The sequence below is a fragment of the Streptomyces sp. NPDC102451 genome (assembly GCF_044765485.1).
Lineage (GTDB): Bacteria > Actinomycetota > Actinomycetes > Streptomycetales > Streptomycetaceae > Streptomyces.
This window is the reverse complement of the sequence record NZ_JBIWKD010000006.1, coordinates 23,045-44,787: the sequence shown is the minus strand read 5'-3', so window position 1 is coordinate 44,787 and position 21,743 is coordinate 23,045. Positions and strand designations below refer to the sequence as shown.

General features: G+C 72.0%; 19 protein-coding genes. 8 read left to right on the top strand and 11 right to left on the bottom strand.

Going from position 1 to position 21,743, the window contains the following annotated elements:
- Position 1: 1 nt before the first annotated feature.
- The 3 genes from ACIRD8_RS15745 to ACIRD8_RS15735 all read left to right on the top strand — a co-directional run bounded on the left by ACIRD8_RS15745 (position 2) and on the right by ACIRD8_RS15735 (position 4,467).
- Positions 2 to 1,480, top strand: a complete 1,479-nt coding sequence (locus ACIRD8_RS15745; RefSeq protein ID WP_403990853.1) for a glucoamylase family protein — start codon at positions 2 to 4, stop codon at positions 1,478 to 1,480.
- Between the two features lie 82 nt (positions 1,481 to 1,562).
- A complete protein-coding gene (locus ACIRD8_RS15740) occupies positions 1,563 to 3,659 on the top strand; it encodes a TPM domain-containing protein (protein ID WP_403991816.1) in 2,097 nt (698 codons plus the stop codon).
- 94 nt (positions 3,660 to 3,753) lie between these two features.
- Positions 3,754 to 4,467, top strand: a complete 714-nt coding sequence (locus ACIRD8_RS15735) for a PspA/IM30 family protein (RefSeq protein WP_403990850.1) — start codon at positions 3,754 to 3,756, stop codon at positions 4,465 to 4,467.
- A gap of 31 nt (positions 4,468 to 4,498) precedes the next feature.
- On the opposite strand, the gene ACIRD8_RS15730 is transcribed toward ACIRD8_RS15735, so the two are convergent.
- From ACIRD8_RS15730 to ACIRD8_RS15705, 6 genes are all read right to left on the bottom strand, one after another.
- Positions 4,499 to 7,081, bottom strand: a complete 2,583-nt coding sequence (locus ACIRD8_RS15730) for a SpoIIE family protein phosphatase (RefSeq protein ID WP_403991813.1) — start codon at positions 7,079 to 7,081, stop codon at positions 4,499 to 4,501.
- Positions 7,082 to 7,274: 193 nt separating this feature from the next.
- A complete protein-coding gene (locus tag ACIRD8_RS15725) occupies positions 7,275 to 7,712 on the bottom strand; it encodes an ATP-binding protein (RefSeq protein ID WP_403990847.1) in 438 nt (145 codons plus the stop codon).
- 151 nt (positions 7,713 to 7,863) lie between these two features.
- Positions 7,864 to 8,268: a (deoxy)nucleoside triphosphate pyrophosphohydrolase gene (locus tag ACIRD8_RS15720; protein ID WP_403990844.1), complete on the bottom strand. Its 405-nt coding sequence runs from the start codon at positions 8,266 to 8,268 to the stop codon at positions 7,864 to 7,866.
- A 71-nt stretch (positions 8,269 to 8,339) separates the two neighbouring features.
- The gene (locus ACIRD8_RS15715; protein ID WP_033298025.1) at positions 8,340 to 8,522 is read right to left on the bottom strand and encodes a hypothetical protein; all 183 of its coding nucleotides are present in this window, start codon (positions 8,520 to 8,522) and stop codon (positions 8,340 to 8,342) included.
- Positions 8,523 to 8,736: 214 nt separating this feature from the next.
- Positions 8,737 to 10,476, bottom strand: a complete 1,740-nt coding sequence (locus tag ACIRD8_RS15710) for a purine-cytosine permease family protein (protein ID WP_403990842.1) — start codon at positions 10,474 to 10,476, stop codon at positions 8,737 to 8,739.
- 202 nt (positions 10,477 to 10,678) lie between these two features.
- Entirely contained in the window at positions 10,679 to 11,431 is a 753-nt protein-coding gene (locus ACIRD8_RS15705) for a GntR family transcriptional regulator (protein ID WP_403990839.1), read from the bottom strand.
- A gap of 170 nt (positions 11,432 to 11,601) precedes the next feature.
- Between ACIRD8_RS15705 and ACIRD8_RS15700 the strand changes: the two genes are divergently transcribed.
- Positions 11,602 to 12,720, top strand: coding sequence for a threonine synthase (locus tag ACIRD8_RS15700; RefSeq protein WP_403990836.1), 1,119 nt, complete (start codon positions 11,602 to 11,604; stop codon positions 12,718 to 12,720).
- Positions 12,721 to 12,726: 6 nt separating this feature from the next.
- On the opposite strand, the gene ACIRD8_RS15695 is transcribed toward ACIRD8_RS15700, so the two are convergent.
- On the bottom strand, positions 12,727 to 13,209 hold the full coding sequence (locus ACIRD8_RS15695) for a cupin domain-containing protein (protein WP_403990833.1): 483 nt from the start codon (positions 13,207 to 13,209) through the stop codon (positions 12,727 to 12,729).
- Positions 13,210 to 13,299: 90 nt separating this feature from the next.
- Here ACIRD8_RS15695 and ACIRD8_RS15690 point away from each other — a divergent pair, with 90 nt between their 5' ends.
- Positions 13,300 to 15,888, top strand: a complete 2,589-nt coding sequence (locus ACIRD8_RS15690; RefSeq protein ID WP_403990830.1) for a glycosyl hydrolase family 65 protein — start codon at positions 13,300 to 13,302, stop codon at positions 15,886 to 15,888.
- A 105-nt stretch (positions 15,889 to 15,993) separates the two neighbouring features.
- On the opposite strand, the gene ACIRD8_RS15685 is transcribed toward ACIRD8_RS15690, so the two are convergent.
- The gene (locus tag ACIRD8_RS15685) at positions 15,994 to 16,587 is read right to left on the bottom strand and encodes a TetR/AcrR family transcriptional regulator (RefSeq protein ID WP_403990828.1); all 594 of its coding nucleotides are present in this window, start codon (positions 16,585 to 16,587) and stop codon (positions 15,994 to 15,996) included.
- Positions 16,588 to 16,722: 135 nt separating this feature from the next.
- Here ACIRD8_RS15685 and ACIRD8_RS15680 point away from each other — a divergent pair, with 135 nt between their 5' ends.
- Positions 16,723 to 17,295, top strand: a complete 573-nt coding sequence (locus tag ACIRD8_RS15680; RefSeq protein ID WP_403990825.1) for a hypothetical protein — start codon at positions 16,723 to 16,725, stop codon at positions 17,293 to 17,295.
- A 35-nt stretch (positions 17,296 to 17,330) separates the two neighbouring features.
- On the opposite strand, the gene ACIRD8_RS15675 is transcribed toward ACIRD8_RS15680, so the two are convergent.
- The 3 genes from ACIRD8_RS15675 to ACIRD8_RS15665 are packed head-to-tail and all read right to left on the bottom strand — an operon-like array spanning position 17,331 to position 19,613.
- A complete protein-coding gene (locus tag ACIRD8_RS15675; protein WP_403990822.1) occupies positions 17,331 to 18,431 on the bottom strand; it encodes an SPFH domain-containing protein in 1,101 nt (366 codons plus the stop codon).
- A gap of 45 nt (positions 18,432 to 18,476) precedes the next feature.
- Positions 18,477 to 18,914, bottom strand: coding sequence for an NfeD family protein (locus tag ACIRD8_RS15670; RefSeq protein WP_403990819.1), 438 nt, complete (start codon positions 18,912 to 18,914; stop codon positions 18,477 to 18,479).
- Positions 18,915 to 18,941: 27 nt separating this feature from the next.
- Positions 18,942 to 19,613, bottom strand: a complete 672-nt coding sequence (locus ACIRD8_RS15665) for a TetR/AcrR family transcriptional regulator (RefSeq protein ID WP_403990816.1) — start codon at positions 19,611 to 19,613, stop codon at positions 18,942 to 18,944.
- Positions 19,614 to 19,749: 136 nt separating this feature from the next.
- Here ACIRD8_RS15665 and ACIRD8_RS15660 point away from each other — a divergent pair, with 136 nt between their 5' ends.
- Complete coding sequence (locus tag ACIRD8_RS15660) at positions 19,750 to 20,694, top strand: alpha/beta hydrolase (protein ID WP_403990813.1); 945 nt, start codon at positions 19,750 to 19,752, stop codon at positions 20,692 to 20,694.
- A 171-nt stretch (positions 20,695 to 20,865) separates the two neighbouring features.
- Positions 20,866 to 21,726 carry an isocitrate lyase/phosphoenolpyruvate mutase family protein gene (locus tag ACIRD8_RS15655; protein WP_403990810.1) on the top strand — a complete coding sequence of 287 codons (861 nt, stop codon included), beginning with the start codon at positions 20,866 to 20,868 and terminating at the stop codon, positions 21,724 to 21,726.
- Positions 21,727 to 21,743 lie beyond the last annotated feature (17 nt).

The following is a 21,743-nucleotide window of genomic DNA, read 5'->3' as shown; positions in this document are numbered from 1 at the left end:
GATGGACCGTCGCACGTTTCTCACCGCAGCCGGGACGGGAGCCGCCGCCCTGTCGGCCGGAGCCCTCACCGCTCCGTACTCCGCCGCCGCACCGGCCGGCCGCACCGGCTCCGGCTCCGGCTCCGGGCAGCTCCTGGCCTGGTTCCGCGACACGTACCGCTCGATCGAGGCGATGACGACCGGTTTCGGTCTCACCGCCGACAAGATCGACGTCAGCGGCGCCGTACCCGTCGTCTCGCGCCAGACCTCGCCCACCAACATCGGCTGCGGCCTCTGGTCGGCGGTGGCGGCCGGCGGGCTCGGCGTGATCAGCGGGGCCGCGATGCTCCGCACCCTGGAGCGGACCGTCTCCGCCGTCGAGAAGCTGGAGCGCCACCACGGCTTCTGGCTCAACTGGTACGACGCCCACGACGGTTCCGTGCTGACCGAGTGGCCCGGCACCGGGGATCCCGTACGCCCGTTCCTGTCCTCGGTCGACAACGCCTGGCTGGTCACCGGGCTGCGGATCGCCGCCGACGCCACCCCGTCGCTGCGCCCCCGCATCGCGCGGATCCTCTCCACCGCCGACTGGTCGTACTACTACACGCCGTACGACGCCTCCGACCCCGTGGCGGGCCCCGGGCAGCTGCGCGGCGGCTTCTGGACCGACACGGAGGAGCCCACCCCGCACCATTACGGCGCTCTCAACACCGAGCCCCGGATGGCCAGTTACCTCGGCATCGCGGACGGCTCACTGCCCTCCGAGCACTACTGGCACCTGCTGCGCACGATGCTGCCCGAGCACGAGCAGGAGCAGCGTCCGGGTGGTGTGTACGCCGTGATGGACGGGGTGCGTGTCTGGCAGGGCCACTACACCCACGGCGGACGGAAGCTGGTGCCCACCTGGGGCGGCTCGATGTTCGAGGCGCTGATGGTGCCGCTGTTCGTCCCCGAGCCGGAGTGGTCGCCGCGGTCCTGGGGCCGCAGCCACCAGCGGTACGTCCGCAGCCAGATCGAGCACGGCCTGGCGGAGGCGGAGTACGGCTACTGGGGCTTCTCCCCCGCGAACGTCCCCGAGGGCGGCTACCAGGAGTACGGCGTCGATGCGCTGGGCATGCAGGTCGACGGCTACGCCTCCAACACGGACCGTACGTACACCGCGGACGGCGCACCGCTGCCGGACCCGGCGGCGTTCACCAACGGTGTCGTCACCCCGCACGCCTCGTTCCTCGCGCTGCCGTACGCCGGCCGGGAGGCGGTGGCCAACCTCCGGGCGCTGGACCGTGACTTCGGCGCGTACCACGAGGGCTACGGCTTCCGGGACTCGGTGAACGTGGACACCGGGCGGGTCAGCGACTTCATGCTGGCGCTCGACCAGGGCATGATCGTCGCCGCGCTGGCCCAGGCCCTGAGGCCCGGTCTGCTGCAGCGGCCGTTCCGGACGGGCGGCTTCCGGTCACGGGTGCGTCCGCTGCTCGCCGCGGAACGCTTCAGCATCTGAGCCGGTCCCCGGTGCCGGGTCGCGGGCGGCAGTGGGCGGACATAGCCTCCGGAATGTGACGCCGCCTGCGAGCCGTACCGGGATGTCCCGGCCTTCGATACCCGGCAGGGTCCTCGTCGCCGCCCTGACAGCGGTGCTCTGGACCGCCCTGCCGGGCGCCCAGGGCGCCCGGGCCGAGGACCCCGTCACGCTGTCCCGTGACGGGCAGATCACCGACAGGGTGGACGCGCTCGGCGACCGTGAGCAGCAGGTCGAGGCCGCGCTCGACCGCTTGTTCGACGAGCAGCGGGTGCAGCTGTTCGTGGCGTACGTCCGTGACTTCTCCGGCCGGGACGCCCAGACCTGGACCGACGAGACCGCGAACCGCAACGGCCTGGGACAGGAGGACGTGCTGCTGGCCGTGGCCACGCACGACCGGCAGTACGCCTACTCCGTCGACCAGGGCTCACGCCTCACCGACGCCGAGCTCCAGGACGTGGCGAACACGGCGGTCGAACCGGCTCTCCGGCAGAACGACTGGGCCGGGGCCGCGATCGGCGCCGCCGACGGTTACGCCGCGGTGCTCGCCGGCGACCCCGTCCCGACCCCCGCCGTCACCCCGGGCGCCGCGGATCCCGGGGGCGGCTCCGGCGGCTCCTCGGCCGGCCTGATCCTGCCCCTGGCCCTCGTCGTCGTGGTGGTCGCCGTCGCCGCCCTCACCTTCGCCCGCCGCAGACGGCGCACGAGCACCCGTACGACTCCGGCGGCGGGCGGCTGGGGCGGCGAGGCCGGAGCGGCCGCCGCGCCGCCGGTCCCGCTGCCCGACCTGGACGCGCGGGCCAAGGAGGATTTGGTCGACACGGACGACGCCGTGCGCACCAGCGAGGAGGAGCTCGGCTTCGCCACGGCCCAGTTCGGTGAGGAGGCCGCGGCACCGTTCGCCGCGGCCGTCCAGCACGCCAAGTCCGAGCTGACCGCCGCCTTCCGGCTGCGGCAGCAGCTGGACGACGCCTTCCCCGAGGACGACGCGACACGGCGCCGCATGCTCGACGAGATCATCAGCCGCTGCAAGGACGCCGACGAAGGCCTGGACGCGATGTCCGAGGACTTCGACCGGCTGCGCTCCCTCGAACAGACCGCCCCGCAGGCCGTGGCCACCGCCGAGACCACCTACCGCGAGCTGACGGCGCGGGTCGCTGCGGCGGAGACGGCCCTCGGCGCGATGCGGGAGCGGTACGCCGAGTCGGCGTCCGCTCCCGCCGCCGGGGACCTCGAACAGGCCAAGGACCGGCTGACGTTCACCACCTCCGCCCTCAACCAGGCGCGCCAGGCGGTGGACAGCGACGACCATGCCCGGGCCGCGGTGTACGTCCGCGCCGCCGAGGGGGCGATCAAGCAGGTGTCCACCCTGGTGGACGCGGTCGACCGGCGGGCCGGGGAGCTGGCCGAGGCCGCGGACAAGCTGCCGGGCGCGCTCACCGAGACGGAGACGGACCTGGCCGACGCCAGGGGCCTGCTGGATGGCACCCCGGAGGGGGTGCCGACCGCGGATCTGCGGGGCCGGGTCGCCCGCGCCGAGGCGGTGGCCGGCGATGTGCGCGGCGAGATCGGCTCCGGACCGTACGACCCGATCGACGCGCTGCGCCGGGTGGAGGAGGCCGACGCGGCGCTGGACGAGGCGCTGGCCGGGGCCCGGGAGCAGGAGCAGGGCGGGCGGCGCGCGCGTTCGCTGCTCGACCAGGCGATGCTCACCGCGCGGGCGGCGATCGGTGCCGCCGCGGACTACATCACCACCAACCGGGGCGCGGTCGGCAGTCAGGCCCGCACCCGGCTCGCGGAGGCCCAGCGGCGCTGGGAGAGGGCCCGGGAGCTGTCCGAGGGCAACGACCCCCAGGGCGCCCTGGCCGAGGCGCAGCAGGCGGACGCGCTGGCCGCGCAGGCGCGGAGCCTGGCCGAGCAGGACGTACGCGACTACCGCGACCGGAGCGGCTTCGGCGGTCCGCGCGGCGGAGGCGGGGCGGGCGGCGCGGTGCTGGGCGGCATCATCCTCGGCGGGCTGCTCGGCGGCGGGCGGCGCGGCGGGCTCGGGGGCGGCTTCGGTGGCGGGTTCGGCGGTTCCGGCGGCGGGTTCGGCGGCGGTCCGGGCAGCTTCGGCGGCGGGGGGACCCGCGGCCGGCGGGGCGGCGGGGGCCGCTTCTGACACCGTCCGGGGCACGCGTACGACGGGATTTCGCCCAGGGGGGACTTCGCACAGGGGGACTTCGCACGGGGGACTTCGCACAAGGAGAGGTGCCATGACCAAGCAGACCATCCTCGGCCGCGTCACCCAGCTGGCGCGGGCCAACATCAACGCCCTGATCGACCAGGCGGAGGACCCGCAGAAGATGCTGGACCAGCTGATCCGCGACTACACGGCCAACATCGCCGAGGCCGAGCAGGCGGTGGCCGCCACCATCGGCAACCTCAGGCTGATGGAGGAGGACCACCGCGAGGACGTCGACGCGGCCCGGGAGTGGGGCCAGAAGGCCCTGGCCGCGAGCCGCAAGGCCGACGAGCTGCGCGCCGGGGGTTCCGGGGCGGAGGCCGACAGGTTCGACAACCTCGCCAAGGTGGCGCTGGGGCGGCAGCTCCAGTCGGAGCAGGAGGCGAAGACGGCCGAACCGACGATCGCCTCCCAGACGGTGGTGGTGGACAAGCTGAAGTCGGGCCTCGACCAGATGAAGAACAAGCTGACCCAGCTGAAGTCCAAGCGCGACGAGCTGGTCGCACGCGCCGCCTCCGCCCAGGCCCAGAACCGGATGATGGACGCGGTCAAGAGCATCGACGTCATGGACCCGACGAGTGAGCTGGGGCGCTTCGAGGACAAGGTGCGGCGCGAGGAGGCGCGGGCGGTGGGCAAGCAGGAACTCGCCGCGTCGTCCCTGGACGCCCAGTTCGAGCAGCTGGACAGCCTCGGGGAGAGCGCGGAGATCGAGGCCCGGCTCGCCGCCCTGAAGTCCGCCTCCTGACGGGGGCGGGCCACCTGCCCGCCCCGCCCTGTCAGTACATGCTCAGCAGCTGCTCCACGGAGAGCTCCGCGGCGGGCGCCCCGTCGGGCAGCGCCAGCTCGAACCAGACCGTCTTGCCGCGCGGGGTGCGCCGCGAGCCCCAGGCCGCGCTGAGCAGCCCGACCAGTTGCAGCCCGCGCCCGCCCTCGTCGGTGTCGCGTGCGCGGCGCCGCCTCGGCTGGACGAGGCCCGCGTCCCACACCTCGCAGACGAGCGTACGGTCGCGGAGCAGCCTGAGCCGGATCTCGCCCTCGCCGTAGCGCAGGGCGTTGGTGACGAGTTCGCTGACGAGCAGCTCGGTGGTGTCCACCAGGTCGTCCAGGTCCCAGGCGGTGAGCTGTTCGCGGGCCAGCTCACGGGCGCGGCCGACCGAGCGGAGCTCGCGCGGGAGCCGCCAGTCGCCCACCGCGTCCGGGGCGAGCCCCTGGATACGGGCCATCAGCAGCGCGATGTCGTCCTCGCCGTGCCGGGTGTCGAGGGTCGTCAGCACGTGGTCGCAGACGTCTTCGAGGGGCTGTGACGGTTCGGTGAGGGCGTGCCGGAAGGCGTCGAGGCCCTCGTCGAGCGGATGGTCGCGGGACTCGACGAGCCCGTCGGTGTACAGCGCGAGGAGGGCGCCCTCCTTGAGCTCCACCTCGACCTCCTCGAAGGGTTCGCCGCCGACGCCGAGCGGCATGCCCGGCGGCACGTCGAGCAGCAGGGCGGGCTCGCCCGGCTCGGCCACGACCGGGGGGAGGTGACCGGCATTGGCGAAGGTGCAGCGCCGGGTGACCGGGTCGTACACCGCGTACACGCAGGTCGCCAGATAGACCTCGGAGAGGTCGGCCTCGCGTGACTTGTGGGCGGCCCGCGAGGGCCACTGGGCGCCGCCGCCCGCGCCGAAGCCCTCGCTCCGCTCGCCGCCTCCCGGGGTGCCGAGGCCCCGGGCGACCTCGTCGAGGGCGGAGAGCACCTCGGCGGGTTCCAGGTCCAGGAGGGCCAGCGTGCGTACGGCGGTGCGCAGTTCGCCCATGGCGACGGCGGCCCGCAGTCCACGGCCCATCACGTCGCCGACGACCAGGGCGGTGCGGTGGCCGGGGAGTTCGATGACGTCGAACCAGTCGCCGCCGACCTCGGTGGCCGTGTTGCCCGGGAGGTAGCGGCAGGCGATGTCCAGGCCCGCGGCCTCGGGGTCGCCCGGGGGGAGCAGGCTGCGCTGGAGGATGAGCGCCCGCTCGTGCTCCCTGCGGTAGAGGCGGGCGTTGTCGATACAGACGGCGGCGCGGGCGGCGAGCTCGGTGGCCAGCGCACGGTCGCGTTCGCCGAAGGGCTCGCTGCCCTTGGTACGGGAGAACTGGACGAGGCCGACGACGACGTCGTGCGCGACCATCGGCACGGCGAGGGTGGAGTGGACGAAGCCGCGCCCGTCGCCGGGCACGTCCTCGACGCGGCCGGAGCGCAGGGCGACGGCGCAGGGCGAGTGGAACGGGTAGCGGTGCACCGAACCGAGCGCGGGCGGGCCCGTGTCCCCGTCGCCCTCGGCGCCGCTGCCCGTGCCGGCGCCGGAGAAGACCTCGGGGAGCGCGTCGGAGACTGCGCTGGCATGGGCGACCCGGCGCAGCTCGGCGGAGCCCGTGCCGGATTCCTGGTGGTGCCTGCCCCAGCTGGCGGGCGACGCCTCCTCGCCGGTGAGCAGCCCCTGGTAGAGGTCGACGGAGGCGAGGTCGCAGAAGCCGGGCACGGCGACGTCGAGCAGTTCCCGGGCGGTGGTCTCCAGGTCGAGGGAGTTGCCGATGCGCGCGCTGGCCTCGTTGAGCAGGGCGAGGTTACGGCGGGCGCTGGCCGCCTCCCGGGCGGCGATGTGCCGTTGTGTGACGTCGGTGGCGAGTCCGGCGATGCCTATGGGGCGCCCGGCGCCGCTGTGCACGCGGTAGAGGTTCATGGACCAGTGGCGCCGGCCCGTGGTGCCGGGCGGGGTGCCGACGAGCTGGAGGTCGGTGACGGCGTCACCCGTCTCCAGGACGCGCCTGAGCGTGGCGGAGAGCCGTTCGGCCTCCGGGCGGGCCAGATAGTCCTCCACCGTGCGGCCGCGGTGGTCGTCGGCCTCGCCGCCGAAGACGGTGGCGAACCGCTTGTTGGCCCGTACGACGGTGAAGTCGGTGCCGAAGAGGACGAACCCGAAGGGAGATTGGCCGAAAATCGCCTGCGAGGCGGCGAGGTCCGTCTCGATGCGGCGCAGCGCCCTGACATCGACGACGATGCAGACCGCCGCACGCTCGCCGGTCTCCGTCTCGCTCGGCATGACATAGATCTCGGCGAGCCCGCGGACCGCGTTCTCGCCCGGGATCCGGAACGGGACGAGGCCCGTCCACTCCTTGCCGTCCAGGATCTCGCCGACCCGCCGATGGGCGTCCGGGCGCAGCTCGGCGGGCATGAAGGCCTCGACCGGGTCCCTGCCCACCACCTCCGCGGAGGCCATGCCGAACAGACCGGCGGCCCGCCGGCTCCACTGCTCGATCAGGCCGTCGGGCCCGATCGAGAACGATGCGACCCTGATGTAGTCATAGATCGAGCCGGGCGGGCTGCTCTGCCACATGACGTCGCCCGCCGTTCCAGGTATCTCGCTCACGCGACCGTCCCCTCCAGCTCACACACCGGACCGGTCCTGCCCGCAGTATTCAGCACTACGGGCCTCACCGGCACGGCGTTCACGATCACAGCACGGTCTCAGTCCCTTTCAGCCAGGTCCTGCCCGACCTCCGGTGATCGCTGTGCGTCCCCTCCCACTCCTAACCAGGCAGAGGGAGCTCGAACCACACGGTCTTGCCACCATTTCCGCGACGGGTCCCCCAGCGGCGCGCGGAACAAGCCACGAGCTGCAGTCCGCGACCCCCCTCGTCCTCGGGTCCGGCCGTACGTTCGGTGGGCGGATCCGGAACCGGATCGGAGACTTCCACCAGCAGACCCCGCCCCTCGCCACCCACGTCGGGCCCCTCACCGTCGAGGTGCGGCCACCTCAGCCGGACGCCGATGGGTCCGGAGGCGTAGCGCAGGGAATTGGTCACCAGCTCACTGACCAGCAGTACGGCGACGTCGCCCACCGTCGCGTCGAACCCCCACTGGTGCAGTGCGTCACGGACCGCGTGCCTGGCGCTGCGCACGGAGCCCGGCACCGCCGGAAAGCTCCACTCGGCGCAATCGCCTTCGGTATCGGTCACGCCGATCACTTCCCGGAGCCGGCAGAGGGGGGCGCACCCTGTCACAGGGCCTAATCGGCACATACCCGATATTCAGAGCAACCTATCGCAGATGGCGCGCTATGGGGCGTACGGGTGCATCCCGCTCGCTGCTTCGCCCAGGCGTCCGGCAAGGCCCTCGTCAGGCGCGCGAGGCGTCCCGCAGCCTGCGGGCGGCTTCGGCCACGGCGGGGCGGTCCTGGTCCAGCCAGTCGACGGTGTCCGTCTCCTCCGGGGCGAGCCAGCGCAGCTCGTCGTGGTCCTCCAGCGGGCTGGGCTCGCCCGACAGCAGCCGGACCGTCCACACCCGCAGCACATAGCCGGGCTTCAGCGGCCACTCCCCCGGGATGCGCTCCAGAGGCTCCGCCTCCACACCGAGCTCCTCCCGGAGTTCCCGTACGAGCGCCTGCTCGCCGCTCTCCCCCGGCTCCAGCTTGCCGCCCGGCAGCTCCCACCGTCCGGCCAGCTCGGGCGGGGCGCTGCGGCGGGCGGCCAGGAGCCGCCCGCCGTCGCAGACGGCCCCGGCCACCACCACGGAATCGCTCATGTGCCGGAGCGTAGCCGGTGCCGCTCTCCGGTCGGCGGCCCCGCCCGTCGGTGGCCCTTGCCGCAGGCGGCCTACGGGCGCGCGCTCCGGCTCGTTCGCTCCACCCAGTAGAGCTGTTTGTGTCCGTGACGGTCCAGGCCGTCGGCGATCTTCTGTGCCTCGTCCTGCGTCGCATAACGCCCGACGCGATACCTGTTGCCGTTGTCGTCCTGTCTGATCACCAGCCAGGGGAGCACGGCGCCGCTGTCCGTCATGGCGTTCCTCCCCAGCATCCCGCCCCTCTCCCCACCGGCGTGCACGTCTCTAAGGATCCCCAGGAAACCGCAGTACGCATATGCCCGAGCGTACGCCTGACCTTCACTCAGCGGATGCGTGTTTACACAAAGAGACACGCATTTGGCCACACCAATGGGGGCGCACTCCCCCGAATGCGCCCCTCTCCGACGTGTCGGCGGCGTTTCCCCTCCGTCAGCCGGCCGGTGTCACCGGTGCCACCGGCGTGCGTACGACCGGCATCGGCATCAGCACCGGGCCGGCCGCGGGTTCCCTGCGGCAGACGTCCCCGCACTCCTCGTCCAGCGAGCAGCACAGGGAGCAGATCGGCCCCGACCGGACCGGGCAGTCCGCGATGTCCGGCAGCTCGTAGGCGGTCTCGCACACCGCGCAGGTGTGCGTGGCGGTGATGTCGGCGATCTCGACGCCGGGACCGTTCACCGGGTTCGGCCGGGCCAGGTAGTACTTCCCCTTCGTCAGCCAGGCGATCAACGGGCAGAGGACCAGGGACAGTCCGGCCGCGATGAAGGTGGAGAAGGCCTCGGCGTACCTGCCGAACAGTCCGAAGAAGGCGAGGATCGAGACGGTCGACGCGATCAGCATCGCCCCGAAGCCGGCCGGATTGACGGCGTGGAGGTAGGCGCGCTTGAACTCGATGTAACGGGGGCTCAGCCCGATCCGCTTGTTGATGACCAGGTCGGCGGCGACGGCCGCGATCCAGGCGATGCCCACGTTGGAGTAGAAGCCCAGCAGCTTGTTGAGGGCCGCGAACATGTTCATCTCCATCAGCGTCAGCGCGATGGTGAGGTTGAGGAAGATGTACCAGACCCGGCCGGGGTGCTTGTGCGTGATCCGCGAGAAGAAGTTCGACCAGGACAGCGAGCCGCTGTAGGCGTTGGTCACATTGATCTTGACCTGGGAGACGATCACGAAGAGGGCGGCGGCCGGCAGCGCGAACGAGCCGAGCCACGGCTTCAGCGCCTCGATCTGCGGGGCGATCGGCTCCAGCGCGTGCGTCTTGCCGACCGCCTCCAGCGCGACGAAGGCGAGGAAGGCGCCGCCGAGCTGCTTCGCCGCCCCGATCACGACCCAGCCGGGGCCGGCGGCGAGTACGGCGAGATTCCACCGCCGCTTGTTGGCCTCGGTCCTGGCGGGCATGAAGCGCAGGTAGTCGGCCTGTTCACCGATCTGGGCGATGAGCGAGAGCGCGACGCCCGTACCGAGCCCGAAGGCGATCCAGGAGAAGCCGGGCTCCGCCCCCTCCGTACCCGTGAAGGAGCTGAACGCGCCCCAGGATCCGGGGGCTTCGACGGCGAGCACCACGAAGGGGAGCACCATGCCGATGATCCAGACCGGCTGGGTCCAGGCCTGCACCTTGGCCAGCGCGCCCATGCCCCGGAAGACGATGGGGATGACGATCAGCGTGGTGACCAGATAGCCGGCCTCGACGGGGAGGCCGACGGCCTGGTGCATGGCCTGCGCCATGATCGAGCCTTCGAGCGCGAAGAAGATGAAGGTGAAGGACGCGTAGATCAGCGAGGTCAGCGTCGAGCCGAAGTAGCCGAAGCCGGCCCCGCGGGTGACCAGGTCCATGTCCAGGCCGTACTTCGCGCAGGCCCGGGCGATCGGGATGCCGGTGAGGAAGATGATCGCCGCAGCGGCCAGGATCGAGGCGAGCCCGCTGGTGAATCCGTAGGTGAAGACGATCGACGCACCGATCGCGAAGTCGGCCAGATACGCGATGCCTCCGAGCGCCGTCCCCGCGACCGTCGAGGGCGACCAGCGCCGGAAGGAGTGCGGCGCGTAGCGCAGCGAGTAGTCCTCGCGGCTCTCGTCGGCGGCGAGCTTGGCGTAGCTGCGCCGGGGCGCCCCGGGGCCCTCCTGCGGCTCCTGTCGCGGCGCTTCGCCCGTCGTGGGCGTGGCGATGTCCGTCATCGGTGACTTCCCGTTCGTCGGTCCGGTGTGCGGTGACGAACGGGAAGGTAGGACTTGGACATGACAAGCCGTCACGGTGGACGGTTGCCCGCCGGTTACGTGCGGCGCGGGCTCGTTAACTCCGCATCACCCGGGGCGGACAGGCCGTCGCTCCCAGCGGTCACCACAGCCGTCCCACCTGTCACCCCGCCCTCCTCGGCGCTCACTTGACCGGCAGATGGTAGGCAATCCGGTAGCGGTCGGCAGGGACGACCACGTCGGCCGTCTCGACGGCCAGCCCCGAGGCGTAGTACGTCCGCCCGATCACCATCACCACATGGCCAGGCACTCCACCGAGGGCCAGGAGCTCCTCCGCCAGCCCCGGGCGCGCCCCGACCTCCTCCGCCACGTTGTCCACGACGATGTCGATCGCCGCCATGCGGTCGACGACGCCGCAGCCGCCCAGCGGACCCTCCTCGGGCAGCATCACCGGCGTGCGCCCCGTGACGGACAGGGGCTCCCAGGACGTGGACAGCATCATCGGCTCGCCCGCCTCCCGGAAGACATACCTCGTGCGCATCACCCGGTCGCCCGGCTCGATCCCGAGCCGCTCGGCGATCTCGGCACTCGCCCCCTCCTGCTCGCTGCGGGACTCCCAGGTCCCCCGCACCCCTTCCGCCGTCTGCTCCTGGCGGAACGGCGTGGCGCCCGTCCCCGGCCGGTAGCCGGAGCGGGCGATCCGGCGGGGGACCGGACGCGCGCGCACATAGGTCCCCGAACCCGACCGGCCCTCGACGAGCCCCTCGGCCATCAGCACCTTGCGCGCCTCCAGCGCGACGGTGTCCGAGACCCCGTACTCCTCGCGGATGCGGGCCTGCGACGGCAGGCGGGTATGGGGCGGCAGCGCGCCGTTGACGATCTTCTGCCTGAGATCGCTCGCCACGCGCAGATAGGCGGGCTGCTCACCGAAAGGCACAGGCCACTCCCAACAGGTTGACAGACAGCAACAGCGTCGCAACCGTGGGTTGAGTACCGCAAGCGCGGGCCAGAGTTTCACTCGATGTGATGATTCCCCGCCCACCAGCGCATACCTGCCCCGGGCATGCGTCACGCACCCCGGGCATGCGTCACGCATAGATTCGTCCCATGGCTGACACCCCCTTCCCCATGGCGACCTACCTCTGCCCCCAGGACGGAGCCCGGGCGGGCAGCACCACGCGGGCCTGGTGCTGCCCGGTCTGCGGTGGCCCCTGGGACCTCGACACCGGCCCCCTCCCGCCCGTCCGGATCGACGCGCTGAGCACCCGCGTCAATTCGCTGTGGCGTTACGAGGAGGCCCTCCCGCTGGCCGCCCCCACGGTCTCCCTGGGCGAAGGACGGACGCCTCTCGTCCCGCTCACGGACCAGGTCTCGGCCAAGCTCGACTACCTGATGCCGACGCTCTCCTTCAAGGACCGCGGCGCGGTCATGCTGGCCGAACTGGCCCGCAGGCTCGCCCCGGACCGGGTCGTCGCGGACAGCAGCGGCAACGCGGGGACGGCCGTCGCCGCGTACTGCGCCCGGGCCGGCCTGCCCTGCACGGTGTACGTACCCGAGGGGACCTCTCCCAAGAAGACCGAGCAGATCCGCGCCCACGGCGCCCGGCTGGAGACGGTGCCCGGCGGCCGGGAGGCCACGGCGGCCGCCGCCCGGGAGGCCGCCGGGACACCCGGCACCTTCTACGCCTCGCACGTCTTCAACCCGTACTTCCTGCACGGCACGAAGACGTACGTCTACGAGATCTGGGAGGACCTGGGCGGCACCCTGCCCGACGCCCTCGCCGTGCCGGTCGGCAACGGCACCCTGCTCCTGGGCGCCGCCCTCGCCACCGCGGAGCTCCTCGCGCACGGCCTGATCGACCGGCGCCCGGCCCTCATCGCCGTACAGGCCGAAGCCGTGTCCCCGCTGGCCACGGCGTTCCGGGCGGGGGCCGACGGCCTCCCGGACGGCGCCCCCGACCAGGCGCGGGCCACCCTCGCCGAGGGGATCGCCATCCCCCGGCCGCCGCGCGCCCGGCAGATCCTCGCCGCCGTACGGGAGTCGGGCGGCACCTTCCTGACGGTGACGGAGGAGCAGATCCGCACGGCGCAGCAGGACCTGGCGGCCCGCGGCTTCTTCGTCGAGACCACCGGGGTCGCCTGCTGGGCGGCCGTGGGAGGGGTGACGGACCGGAGCGTGGTCGTCCCGCTCTGCGGGGCCGGACTCAAGACGGGTCTCGCACCGTAGGAGGGGTCAGCCCGTCCAGTACGTGTCGTGCTTGAAGAAGAACTCCGCCCGCTCCTTCTCCGGCCAGTCGGAGACCTGCCCGACCTTCTCGAAGTACTCCTCGCGGGGCGCCCCCGGGGTGAAGAGCAACAGCATGGAGGCGGGTTCGTCGGACTCGTTGCGGAAAGCGTGCAGGCCGCCCTGGGGCACGTACAGGAAGTCGCCCTCGGTGGCGTCGACCCATCGCTCCCCGTCGTAGATCCGCACCGTCCCGCCGAGGATGAAGAACGACTCCGAGATCGACCGGTGGAAGTGCTCGGCGGGGCCGCCCGCCCTGGGCGCCATGTTGATGCGGTACAGCCCGAACTCGCCGTGCGTCGACTCCGCCGTGGCCAGGTAATGGGTGTTCCCGCCGCTGCGTGTCAGCAGGTTCGGGACGGTGTCCGCCGGACGGTACGTCGCACTGATCTCGCCCGCGCCGTCCGTGTAGACGGGTTCCGGATAGGACATGGCGCTCTCCCTGCCTCCGGTCCTGGACCGGTCCGCTCGTCCCGCGCGCCGGTACCGCACCGGCGGCGTGGTCTTCCCTACCTTCGTGGGGTGAGACTCAAGCGCTTCGCCCTCCTCGCGCCGTTGACCGCGGGCGCGCTGATCTTCCCCCTGCCGCCCCTCTCGCACGCCTCGGGGCGCACCCCGGCCCCCGTGTGCGGCAGCGGGGCGGAGACTCGCTCCGACGCCTCATGGGCGCCGACCTCCACCACCTTCGGCGAGGCCGCCGGATACGACCCCTATGTCGGCAACGGCTACCTGGGCCACCGGGTGCCCGCCACCGGCGCCGGATACGCCGCCACGGGCGAGAAGACGGGCTGGCCCCTCTACACCCCACGGTACGACGGTGCCTTCGTGTCGGGGCTCTACGCCCGGGACGAGGGCCTCGCCGAGGGCCGCGAGGTGATCGCCGCACTGCCGTCCTGGACCACGCTCGACGTGCGCGTCGGCTCCGAGACGTACGGCTCCGCCACCCCCGCCGGCCGTGTCTCCCGCTACCGCCAGACCCTCCACCTGCGCTGCGGCGTCGTGGTCACCTCCCTGCGGTGGACCACGGCCGACGGCCGCGCCACCGACCTGACCTACGAGGTGCTGACCGACCGCTCCGACGTCCACACCGGCGCCGTACGCCTGCGGATGACCCCGCACTGGAGCGGCACCGCGACGGTGACGGGCCGGCTGGACGAGCGCGGGGCGCGCCGGGTCACGGTCGCCGGCGACGGTACGTTCCGGACGCTCGGCACCGGCACGGAGGGGGCAATCGCGCAGCGGGGCACCGACGGCGCCCGTACCGCCCGGGTCAGGGCCGGCCGCTCGTACACCTTCGAGAAGTACGTGGGCGTCGACACCGCCCTCACCTCCCGCGCCCCGCTCGCCTCCGCCGGGGCGGCGGCGGACCGCGCGTCCCGGCGCGGCTGGTCCGGGGTCCTCGCCGGCAACGCGGCGGCCTGGCGCAGCGCCTGGGCCGCCGACGTGCGGACGCCCGGCAGCCCGGACCTGCAGGCCTGGCTGCGGGCCGCGCAGTACGGGCTGCTCGCCAATACCCGCCCCGGCTCCTCGGACAGCATCGCCCCGGCCGGGCTGACCAGCGACAACTACGCGGGCATGGTGTTCTGGGACGCCGAGACCTGGATGTATCCGGGGCTGCTCGCCACCCGCCCCGACCTGGCCCGCTCCGTCGTCGAGTACCGCTACCGCACCCGGGACGCCGCCCGCGCGAACGCCGGGAAGCTGGGCTACAAGGGTCTGTTCTACCCCTGGACGAGCGCGAGCGAGGGGCGCCTGGACTCCGAGTGCCAGAGCTGGGACCCGCCGCACTGCCTCACCCAGAACCACCTCCAGGGCGACATCGCGCTCGCCGTCTGGCAGTACTACCTGGCCACCGGCGACCGCGCCTGGCTGGCGGACCGGGGCTGGCCGCTGCTGAAGGGCATCGCCGACTTCTGGCAGTCGCGCGCCACGGCCAACGCCGACGGCAGCTACTCGGTGAAGAACGTCGCCGGGCCCGACGAGTACAGCAACGGCGTCACCGACGGCGTCTTCACCAACGCGGTCGCCGCCACCGCCCTGCGCCACGCCACCCGCGCCGCCGCCCTCCTCGGCCACCCGGCACCCGCCGGCTGGACCAGGGTCGCCGACGGACTGCGCATCCCGTACGACGCCGAGCGGAAGCTGTTCCTCCAGTACGCCGGCTACAACGGCTCGACGATCAAGCAGGCCGACACGGTGCTGCTGATCTACCCGCTGGAGTGGCCGATGGAGGAGGGCGCCGCCGCCGCGACGCTCGACTACTACGCCGCCCGCACCGACCCGGACGGCCCGGCGATGACCGACTCGGTGCACGCGATCGACGCCGCCGCGATCGGGGAGCCGGGCTGCGCCACGTACACATACCTCCAGCGCGCCGTACGCCCGTTCGTCCGTGGCCCGTACAGCCTCTTCTCCGAGGCGCGGGGCGAGAAGTCCGGGGCCGAGGACCCGCTCTCGGGCTTCCCGGCCGAGGACTTCCTCACCGGCAAGGGCGGCTTCCTCCAGGTCTTCACGCACGGCCTGACCGGGCTCAGGCTGCGCGAGGACGGCGTACGCCTGGATCCGCTCCTGCCCCCGCAGCTCCGCGAGGGCGTGGAGCTGACGGGGCTGCGCTACCGGGGCCGTACGTACGACATCTCCGTCGGCCCCCGGACGACCACGGTCCGGCTGACGGCGGGCGCGCCCTTCACCGTGCACACCCCGGCAGGGCCGCGCCGCCTCTCCGGCACCCTCACGCTCCCCACCCGCCGTCCCGACCTCGCCCCGACGACCGACGCGGCCCGCTGCCGCCCGGCGACGGCCACCTCGGAGGCCCCTGGTCTGTACGCCGAGGCGGCGGTGGACGGCAGTCCGTCGACCTCCTGGTCGCCGGACGGCGCGACGGGCACGCTGACGGTGGCGCTGCGGCAGGTGACCCGGATCGCCGCGCTCACGCCCCGCTGGACGGACACCGCCCCGGCCTCCCACGCCCTGGAGACCTCACTGGACGGCCGCACCTGGCACCCGTACCGCCCGGGCGATCCGGCCCGACGGGTCAGGCTGACGGTCCGTGCGGCGGACGCGGAGAAGCCGACGGGGGTGAGCGAACTGACCGTATCCGCCCGCGAATAGACGCTCGCGGCATCGGACCGGTCATGCACGGGTCGGCACCCGGGTCGCCGGCCTCGGCTCCGCCGCCACGCTCGAATTGCACAGCCTGGTCGAGAGACCGGCTCCTCAGCTCGGATCCGACCCCGAACGCTGCAGGATTCCCTCGACGCCTTGCATGAAGGTCTCGGAGACGAGCTCCGGGTCGGAGAGGCAGCCGGCCGCCATGGCGCCGTCCCTGAGCATGACGAGGTGCCGGCCCGCCGCGTCGGCGGGCGCGTGGCCGGCCTGGGCCAGCAGCTCCGTGACGGTGTCCAGGAACCATTGCCGGTGAGCCAGCACGGCCTGGTGGATCGGATGGGCCGGGTCGGCGTACTCGGCCGCCGCGTTGAGGAAGGCACAGCCGCGGAATCCGGGTGACCGGATGCCTTCGACGATGGACCGGCCGACGGCCCGGACCCTGTCCGCCGCCGACCCGCCGCTCGCCCGTGCGGCCGCGACCTGCGCCCGGATCCCCCGGTCGGCCTGGTCGAGATAGGCGAGGACGAGCTCTTCCTTGCCCGAGAAGTGCCGGTACAGCGTCGCCCGGGTCACCTGCGCCTCCGCGATGATGCGGTCGACGCCTACGGAGTGGATCCCCTCCGCGTAGAAGATCTTCGTTGCCGTGCTGAGCAGCCTGGCTCGCGCCTCGGACGTACTGCCGCTTCCTGTGCCCCGACTCATGTGCCCGAGACTACCAAATGAGGGAGGGAGAACGTTCGGTCTTGACAGTCGCGATGACAGCCCTTTGAATGAAGGCGAGACCGAACGTTCTCCCTCACCCTTCATCGCTTCGCTGAGCCGTCGAAAGGCACCCCCATGGGCACGTCAGTCAGCACCACCGGCGCCACCCCCGTCACCAGCGTCCCCGCGGCCCTGCGGAAGCTGTACTTCCTGCGCTTCGCGTTCGCCGCCGTATGGGCCGGCCTGCTGTTCGCGACCGCCGACACCCTGGGCCCACTGAGCGCGACGCTGCTCGTGATCTACCCCCTGTTCGACGTGGCGTGCGCCGTCGTCGACGCCCGGTCCGCCCGGGCGAACGGCGGTCCGGTCCGCGGGCTGTACGTGAACATCGCGCTCTCCACCTTCACCGGCGTCGGCCTGGCCGTCGCCGCCACGTCCGGCATCCCGGCGGTCCTGCGCGTCTGGGGCGTCTGGGCCGTCACCGCGGGCCTCGTCCAGCTCGTCGTCGGCGCCACCCGGCGCCGGCTGGGCGGCCAGTGGGCGATGATCGCCAGCGGTGCCATCTCGACCCTCGCCGGAGCGTCCTTCTTCGCACAGGCGGGCGCGGACGACGCCACCCTGCGCAATCTGGCCGGCTACGCCTTCCTCGGCGGGGTCTTCTTCCTCGTCTCGGCCCTACGCCTCAACCGCGCCGGCAAGAACGCATGACGACGCCTTGAGCCCTGCCCGCCGGGTGTCGTCGCTCAGTCGCCGGACGTCTGCCCCCGGCCCGGCGGCGGCGCCGCCTCGGCCGCCTGGGCCTCGGCCTTCGCGTCGCTCACCGCGGCGGCGGCCTGCTTCGCCGCCGCGTCGGCGGCTGCCAGAGCATCCAGCGAAAGCCCCGAGCCCGCCTCCAGCTCCGGAGCCCCGTCCTCGTCCGACGCGTCGGTGGCGGGTGCTTCCTCACGTTCGGCCGACGGGGGAAGACCTGTCGACGACTTGTCGCCGAACGCGCTGGTGACGGCGCGAACCGCCTCGGTCAGCTCGCCGGGGATCACCCAGAACGTGTTGTTCTCGCTCCTCGCCAGGTGCGGGAGCGTCTCGAGGTACTTGTAGGCCAGGATCTTCGAGTCGGCGTTGTTGCGATGGACGGCCTGGAAGACGAGCTCCACCGCCTTCGCCTCACCGTCCGCCCGCAGGATCATGGCCTGTTGCGTGCCCTGTGCCTCCAGGATGTCCTTCTGCTTCGTGCCCTCCGCGGTGAGGATCTTGGCTTGCCGCTCCCCTTCGGCGTGCAGGATGGCCGCACGCTTGTCACGCTCGGCCCGCATCTGCTTCTCCATCGCCTCCTTGATGGTGTTCGGAGGATCGATGGCCTTGATCTCGACGCGGTTGACCCGGATGCCCCACTTGCCGGTGGCGTCGTCGAGGACGGCGCGGAGCCGGGCGTTGATCTCCTCGCGCGAGGTGAGCGTGCCCTCCAGGTCCATGCTGCCGATGACGTTCCGCAGCGTGGTCACGGTGAGCTGGTCGATCGCCTGCAGGTAGTCGGCGACCTCGTAGGCCGCCGCCCGCGGGTCGGTGATCTGGTAGTAGAGCACGGTGTCGATGTTCACCACGAGGTTGTCCTCGGTGATGACCGGCTTGGGGTCGGACGAGTACACCTGCTCGCGCACGTCGAGCTTGGTGTTGACACGGTCCGCCACCGGCAGGACGAAGTTCAGGCCGGGTTGCAGGGTCCGGCGGTACCGGCCGAACCGCTCGATGTTGTAGCGGCGCGCCTGCGGAACGATCCGCACCGTGGCGGCCACGAGAAAGACGACGACAATCGCTGCCACAAGAATCGGGATGACGACCGGATCCACGCTTCCTCCCTCGCTGGGTGTTCAGGCGTTCAGGCGTTCAGGCGTTCACGGAAGGAGTTCCCGGGGGTACACGACCGCTGTGGCGCCCTCGATCTCCATGACGTCCACCAGTGCTCCCACCGGGATCACATGGGTTTCGTCGAGAGCGCGAGCGGACCACTCCTCACCGGTGACCTTGATCAGACCGTGCGTCGCCGTGACCTCCTGTATGACCTCGGCCCGCTTGCCGATCAGCGCGTCACTGCCCTCGTGCGTGAGGGGTGCCTGGGCCATGTGCCGCAGCGCGACGGGGCGGACGAGGGCGAGACCCGCCGCCGCTGTCACTCCGAGCGCCACGAGCTGGCCGAGAAGGCCGACGCCCACGCCGGCCACCACGGCGGCGACCAGTGCGGCACCGGCCAGCAATCCGAAAACCAGCGTCAGGGTGAAGAACTCCGCAGCGCCGAGCGCCGCGGCGGCGAGCAGCCAGGCGAACCACGGCATCGAATCAGCCTCCCCTAGGGGATTTACCTACTCACATACCCCTCGGAACCCGGGCGGAACCAATTGCCGCTCCGCCTGACCCCTGATCCCGTCGAGCACGGTGTCGAGCATCCGGTCGAACTCCGCGACAGACCCGAAGTCGGCCCACCGGGGCGCCAGGGCGGCCATGCCCGGGTACGTACCGGCGTCGAGCTCGGGCACGGGAGCGGGCCCGTCGGGGCCGCCGCCGGTGCATGCCAGCAGGTGCCCGTTGAGGAAGCCGAACAGCACCATCGGGGCATCCGCCGCCACCCGGTCGGGCAGACCGGCCGCGCGCATCGCGGTGACCAGGCGCTCCAGGGCGGAAAGGGCCACCGGCGAGGTCTGGGCGCGGGTGACCAGCAGCGGGAACACCCGAGGATGCCGGTACGCCATGTCCCGGTAGGAGTGGGCCGTGCGCCGGGCGATCTCCTCCCAGTCGTGCGGCCCGCCATCGGGAGCGGTCACCACCTCGGCGAGCACCGCCTCGGAGATCAGGTCCAGCAGTGCGGCTTTCCCCTTGACGTGGTGGTAGAGCGACATCGGATCGACCCCGAGCTCCTCGGCGAGCCGCCGCACCCCGAAACGCTCGAGGCCGTCGCGGTCCACGAGCGCCACGGCCGTGACCGCGATCCGCTCCCGGTCGAGCCCCGCCGAGGTGCCCCGTGCGCGTCTGGCCACACCCACTCCCTCTCTTGTCTCCTTATCCCCTTGCCAAATCTACGTCGTAGAACTTAGCGTGCACAGCGAAACCTACGCCGTAGGTTTTGACCTTGCCGACCGAAGAACGCCGACCGAGGAACACGGGGGAACAGACATGGACGAGAACACTGCCGCGGAACGTCCGCCACAGCCCGACTGGTCGTCGGTGACGGCCGAGGACCTGGCCGCCTACCGCCTCGCCGAGAACCACTGGCGGGCGTCCGGCGCGGCCCGGTCGGTCCTGGGGCAGCCTGATCCGGGCGCCACGATCGAGTGGCACCGGGTGAAGCTGCCCGGCCGCGACGTCCCGGTGCGTGTGTACCGGCCCAGCGGCGCTCCCCAGGGCCCACTCCCCCTCGTACTCCATGTGCACGGAGGGGGGTTCGTGGGCACGGCGGTCCAGTGCGATTGGGCCAACAGCCACCTCGCCACCCACCTGCCCGCGCTCGTCGTCTCGGTCGAGCACCGGCTCCTCGACCGGGGGATTTCGCTCTCCGAGGCGGCCGCCGACGGCTGGGACGTACTCCAGCACGTGGTGGGTCACGCCGAGCGGTGGGGCGCCGATCCGGCCCGGGTGGCCGTCCTCGGCGAGAGCTTCGGCGGATTGATCAGCGCCCTGTCGGCGATCCGGGCCAGGGAATCCGGCCTGCGGCTCGCGGCGCAGGTGCTGGTCAACCCCGCGGTCGATGTGACCGGGACGCTGTACGAGCACGCGTCGATCGCCGAGTACGGGCACGGCCTGGGCCCCACCGTTCCGCAGCTGCGGGTGCTCCGGCGCCTCGCCGTACCGCCGGGAACCGATGCGCGCACGCTCTCACCGCTGTACGCCGATGAGCTGGGCGGGCTCGCGCGGGCGCTCGTCGTGGTGCCGACCCAGGACTCGGTGGCCGATCACGGCCGCCGCTACGCCGAACGGCTGGACGCGGCGGGAACGACGGCACGGCTCACCGAATACCCGGGAGCGGTGCACGGCTTCCTCACCCTGCCCGGGATACAGCCGCAGGCCGAGCCCGCCCGCGCGGAGATCCTCGAATTCCTCGGCGCGGCCCTGACGGGGTGAGGGGCCACCTGCCGACGCGGTGCCGAAAATTGCGGCCGCATGAATGAAAACGGGGATTATTGCGCCGACATTGCAGCAATATATTTTATGCCTTCTTCAGCCAATCCTGCCCCACGGGACGGGGCCGTCGTGGTTAACCTGAGGTCACAACTTGAACCGAGGGGGATGCACGTGAGCAGGAAGAAACACCCTTCTTTCCGGTCCGTTCTGGCCACCGAGGGAATAGCCCGGGTGGCGGGTGCGCACGACGCACTGGGAGCCGTACTGGCCCAGGAGGCCGGTTTCCAGGCGGTATGGTCGTCCAGTTTCGAAGTGTCCGCCGCCCGCTGCTTACCTGATGCCAGCATCCTGACGGCGACGGAGTATCTGGAAGCGGCGTCGCACATGCAGAAGGCGCTGCAGATCCCGGTCGTGGCGGACTGCGACACCGGGTACGGCGGCAACATGAACGTGGCGCACACCGTGCGCGAGTTCGAGGACGCGGGGATCACCGCGATCTGCATCGAGGACAAGCTCTTCCCCAAGATGAACAGCTTCGTCGGCGAGGGCCAGGACCTCCTCGACACCGAGCAGTTCGCCAAGAAGGTGTCGACGGCGAAGAACGCCCAGTCGACGGACGACTTCTTCGTCATCGCCCGTACCGAGGCCCTGATCGCCGGGCTGGGCGTGGACGAGGCCCTGGCCCGCTGCCACGCGTACGCCGACGCGGGGGCGGACGCCGTGCTCGTCCACTCCAAGCAGAAGACCAAGGGCCAGGTGCTCGACTTCCTGGCCGCCTGGCAGGGCCGGCTCCCGGTCGTGGTGGTGCCCACGACCTACCCGGACTGGCACATCGACGACGCGACGGCGGCCGGCGTGTCCGTGGTCATCTACGCCAACCAGGGCCTGCGGGCGACCGTGTCCTCCCTGCGGGACACATTCCGCTCGATATACCTGAACGGCGAGACGACCGCTCTCGAGGACACCATCGCGTCCGTCGGTGACATTTTCGCGCTCCAGAGACTGACCGACTGGCAGAAACTGGACGCGTAATGGCCGACCGGAACGGG

What these genes read in the sequence shown, in the direction of transcription:
- ACIRD8_RS15695 (WP_403990833.1), bottom strand. Translation starts at nt 13,209, where the DNA reads ATGTCCTATCCGGAACCCGTCTACACGGACGGCGCGGGCGAGATCAGT.
- ACIRD8_RS15660 (WP_403990813.1), top strand. Translation starts at nt 19,750, where the DNA reads ATGGACGAGAACACTGCCGCGGAACGTCCGCCACAGCCCGACTGGTCG.
- ACIRD8_RS15740 (WP_403991816.1), top strand. Translation starts at nt 1,563, where the DNA reads ATGTCCCGGCCTTCGATACCCGGCAGGGTCCTCGTCGCCGCCCTGACA.
- ACIRD8_RS15745 (WP_403990853.1), top strand. Translation starts at nt 2, where the DNA reads ATGGACCGTCGCACGTTTCTCACCGCAGCCGGGACGGGAGCCGCCGCC.
- ACIRD8_RS15670 (WP_403990819.1), bottom strand. Translation starts at nt 18,914, where the DNA reads ATGCCGTGGTTCGCCTGGCTGCTCGCCGCCGCGGCGCTCGGCGCTGCG.
- ACIRD8_RS15710 (WP_403990842.1), bottom strand. Translation starts at nt 10,476, where the DNA reads ATGACGGACATCGCCACGCCCACGACGGGCGAAGCGCCGCGACAGGAG.
- ACIRD8_RS15715 (WP_033298025.1), bottom strand. Translation starts at nt 8,522, where the DNA reads ATGACGGACAGCGGCGCCGTGCTCCCCTGGCTGGTGATCAGACAGGAC.
- ACIRD8_RS15735 (WP_403990850.1), top strand. Translation starts at nt 3,754, where the DNA reads ATGACCAAGCAGACCATCCTCGGCCGCGTCACCCAGCTGGCGCGGGCC.
- ACIRD8_RS15720 (WP_403990844.1), bottom strand. Translation starts at nt 8,268, where the DNA reads ATGAGCGATTCCGTGGTGGTGGCCGGGGCCGTCTGCGACGGCGGGCGG.
- ACIRD8_RS15685 (WP_403990828.1), bottom strand. Translation starts at nt 16,587, where the DNA reads ATGAGTCGGGGCACAGGAAGCGGCAGTACGTCCGAGGCGCGAGCCAGG.
- ACIRD8_RS15730 (WP_403991813.1), bottom strand. Translation starts at nt 7,081, where the DNA reads ATGTGGCAGAGCAGCCCGCCCGGCTCGATCTATGACTACATCAGGGTC.
- ACIRD8_RS15680 (WP_403990825.1), top strand. Translation starts at nt 16,723, where the DNA reads ATGGGCACGTCAGTCAGCACCACCGGCGCCACCCCCGTCACCAGCGTC.
- ACIRD8_RS15700 (WP_403990836.1), top strand. Translation starts at nt 11,602, where the DNA reads ATGGCTGACACCCCCTTCCCCATGGCGACCTACCTCTGCCCCCAGGAC.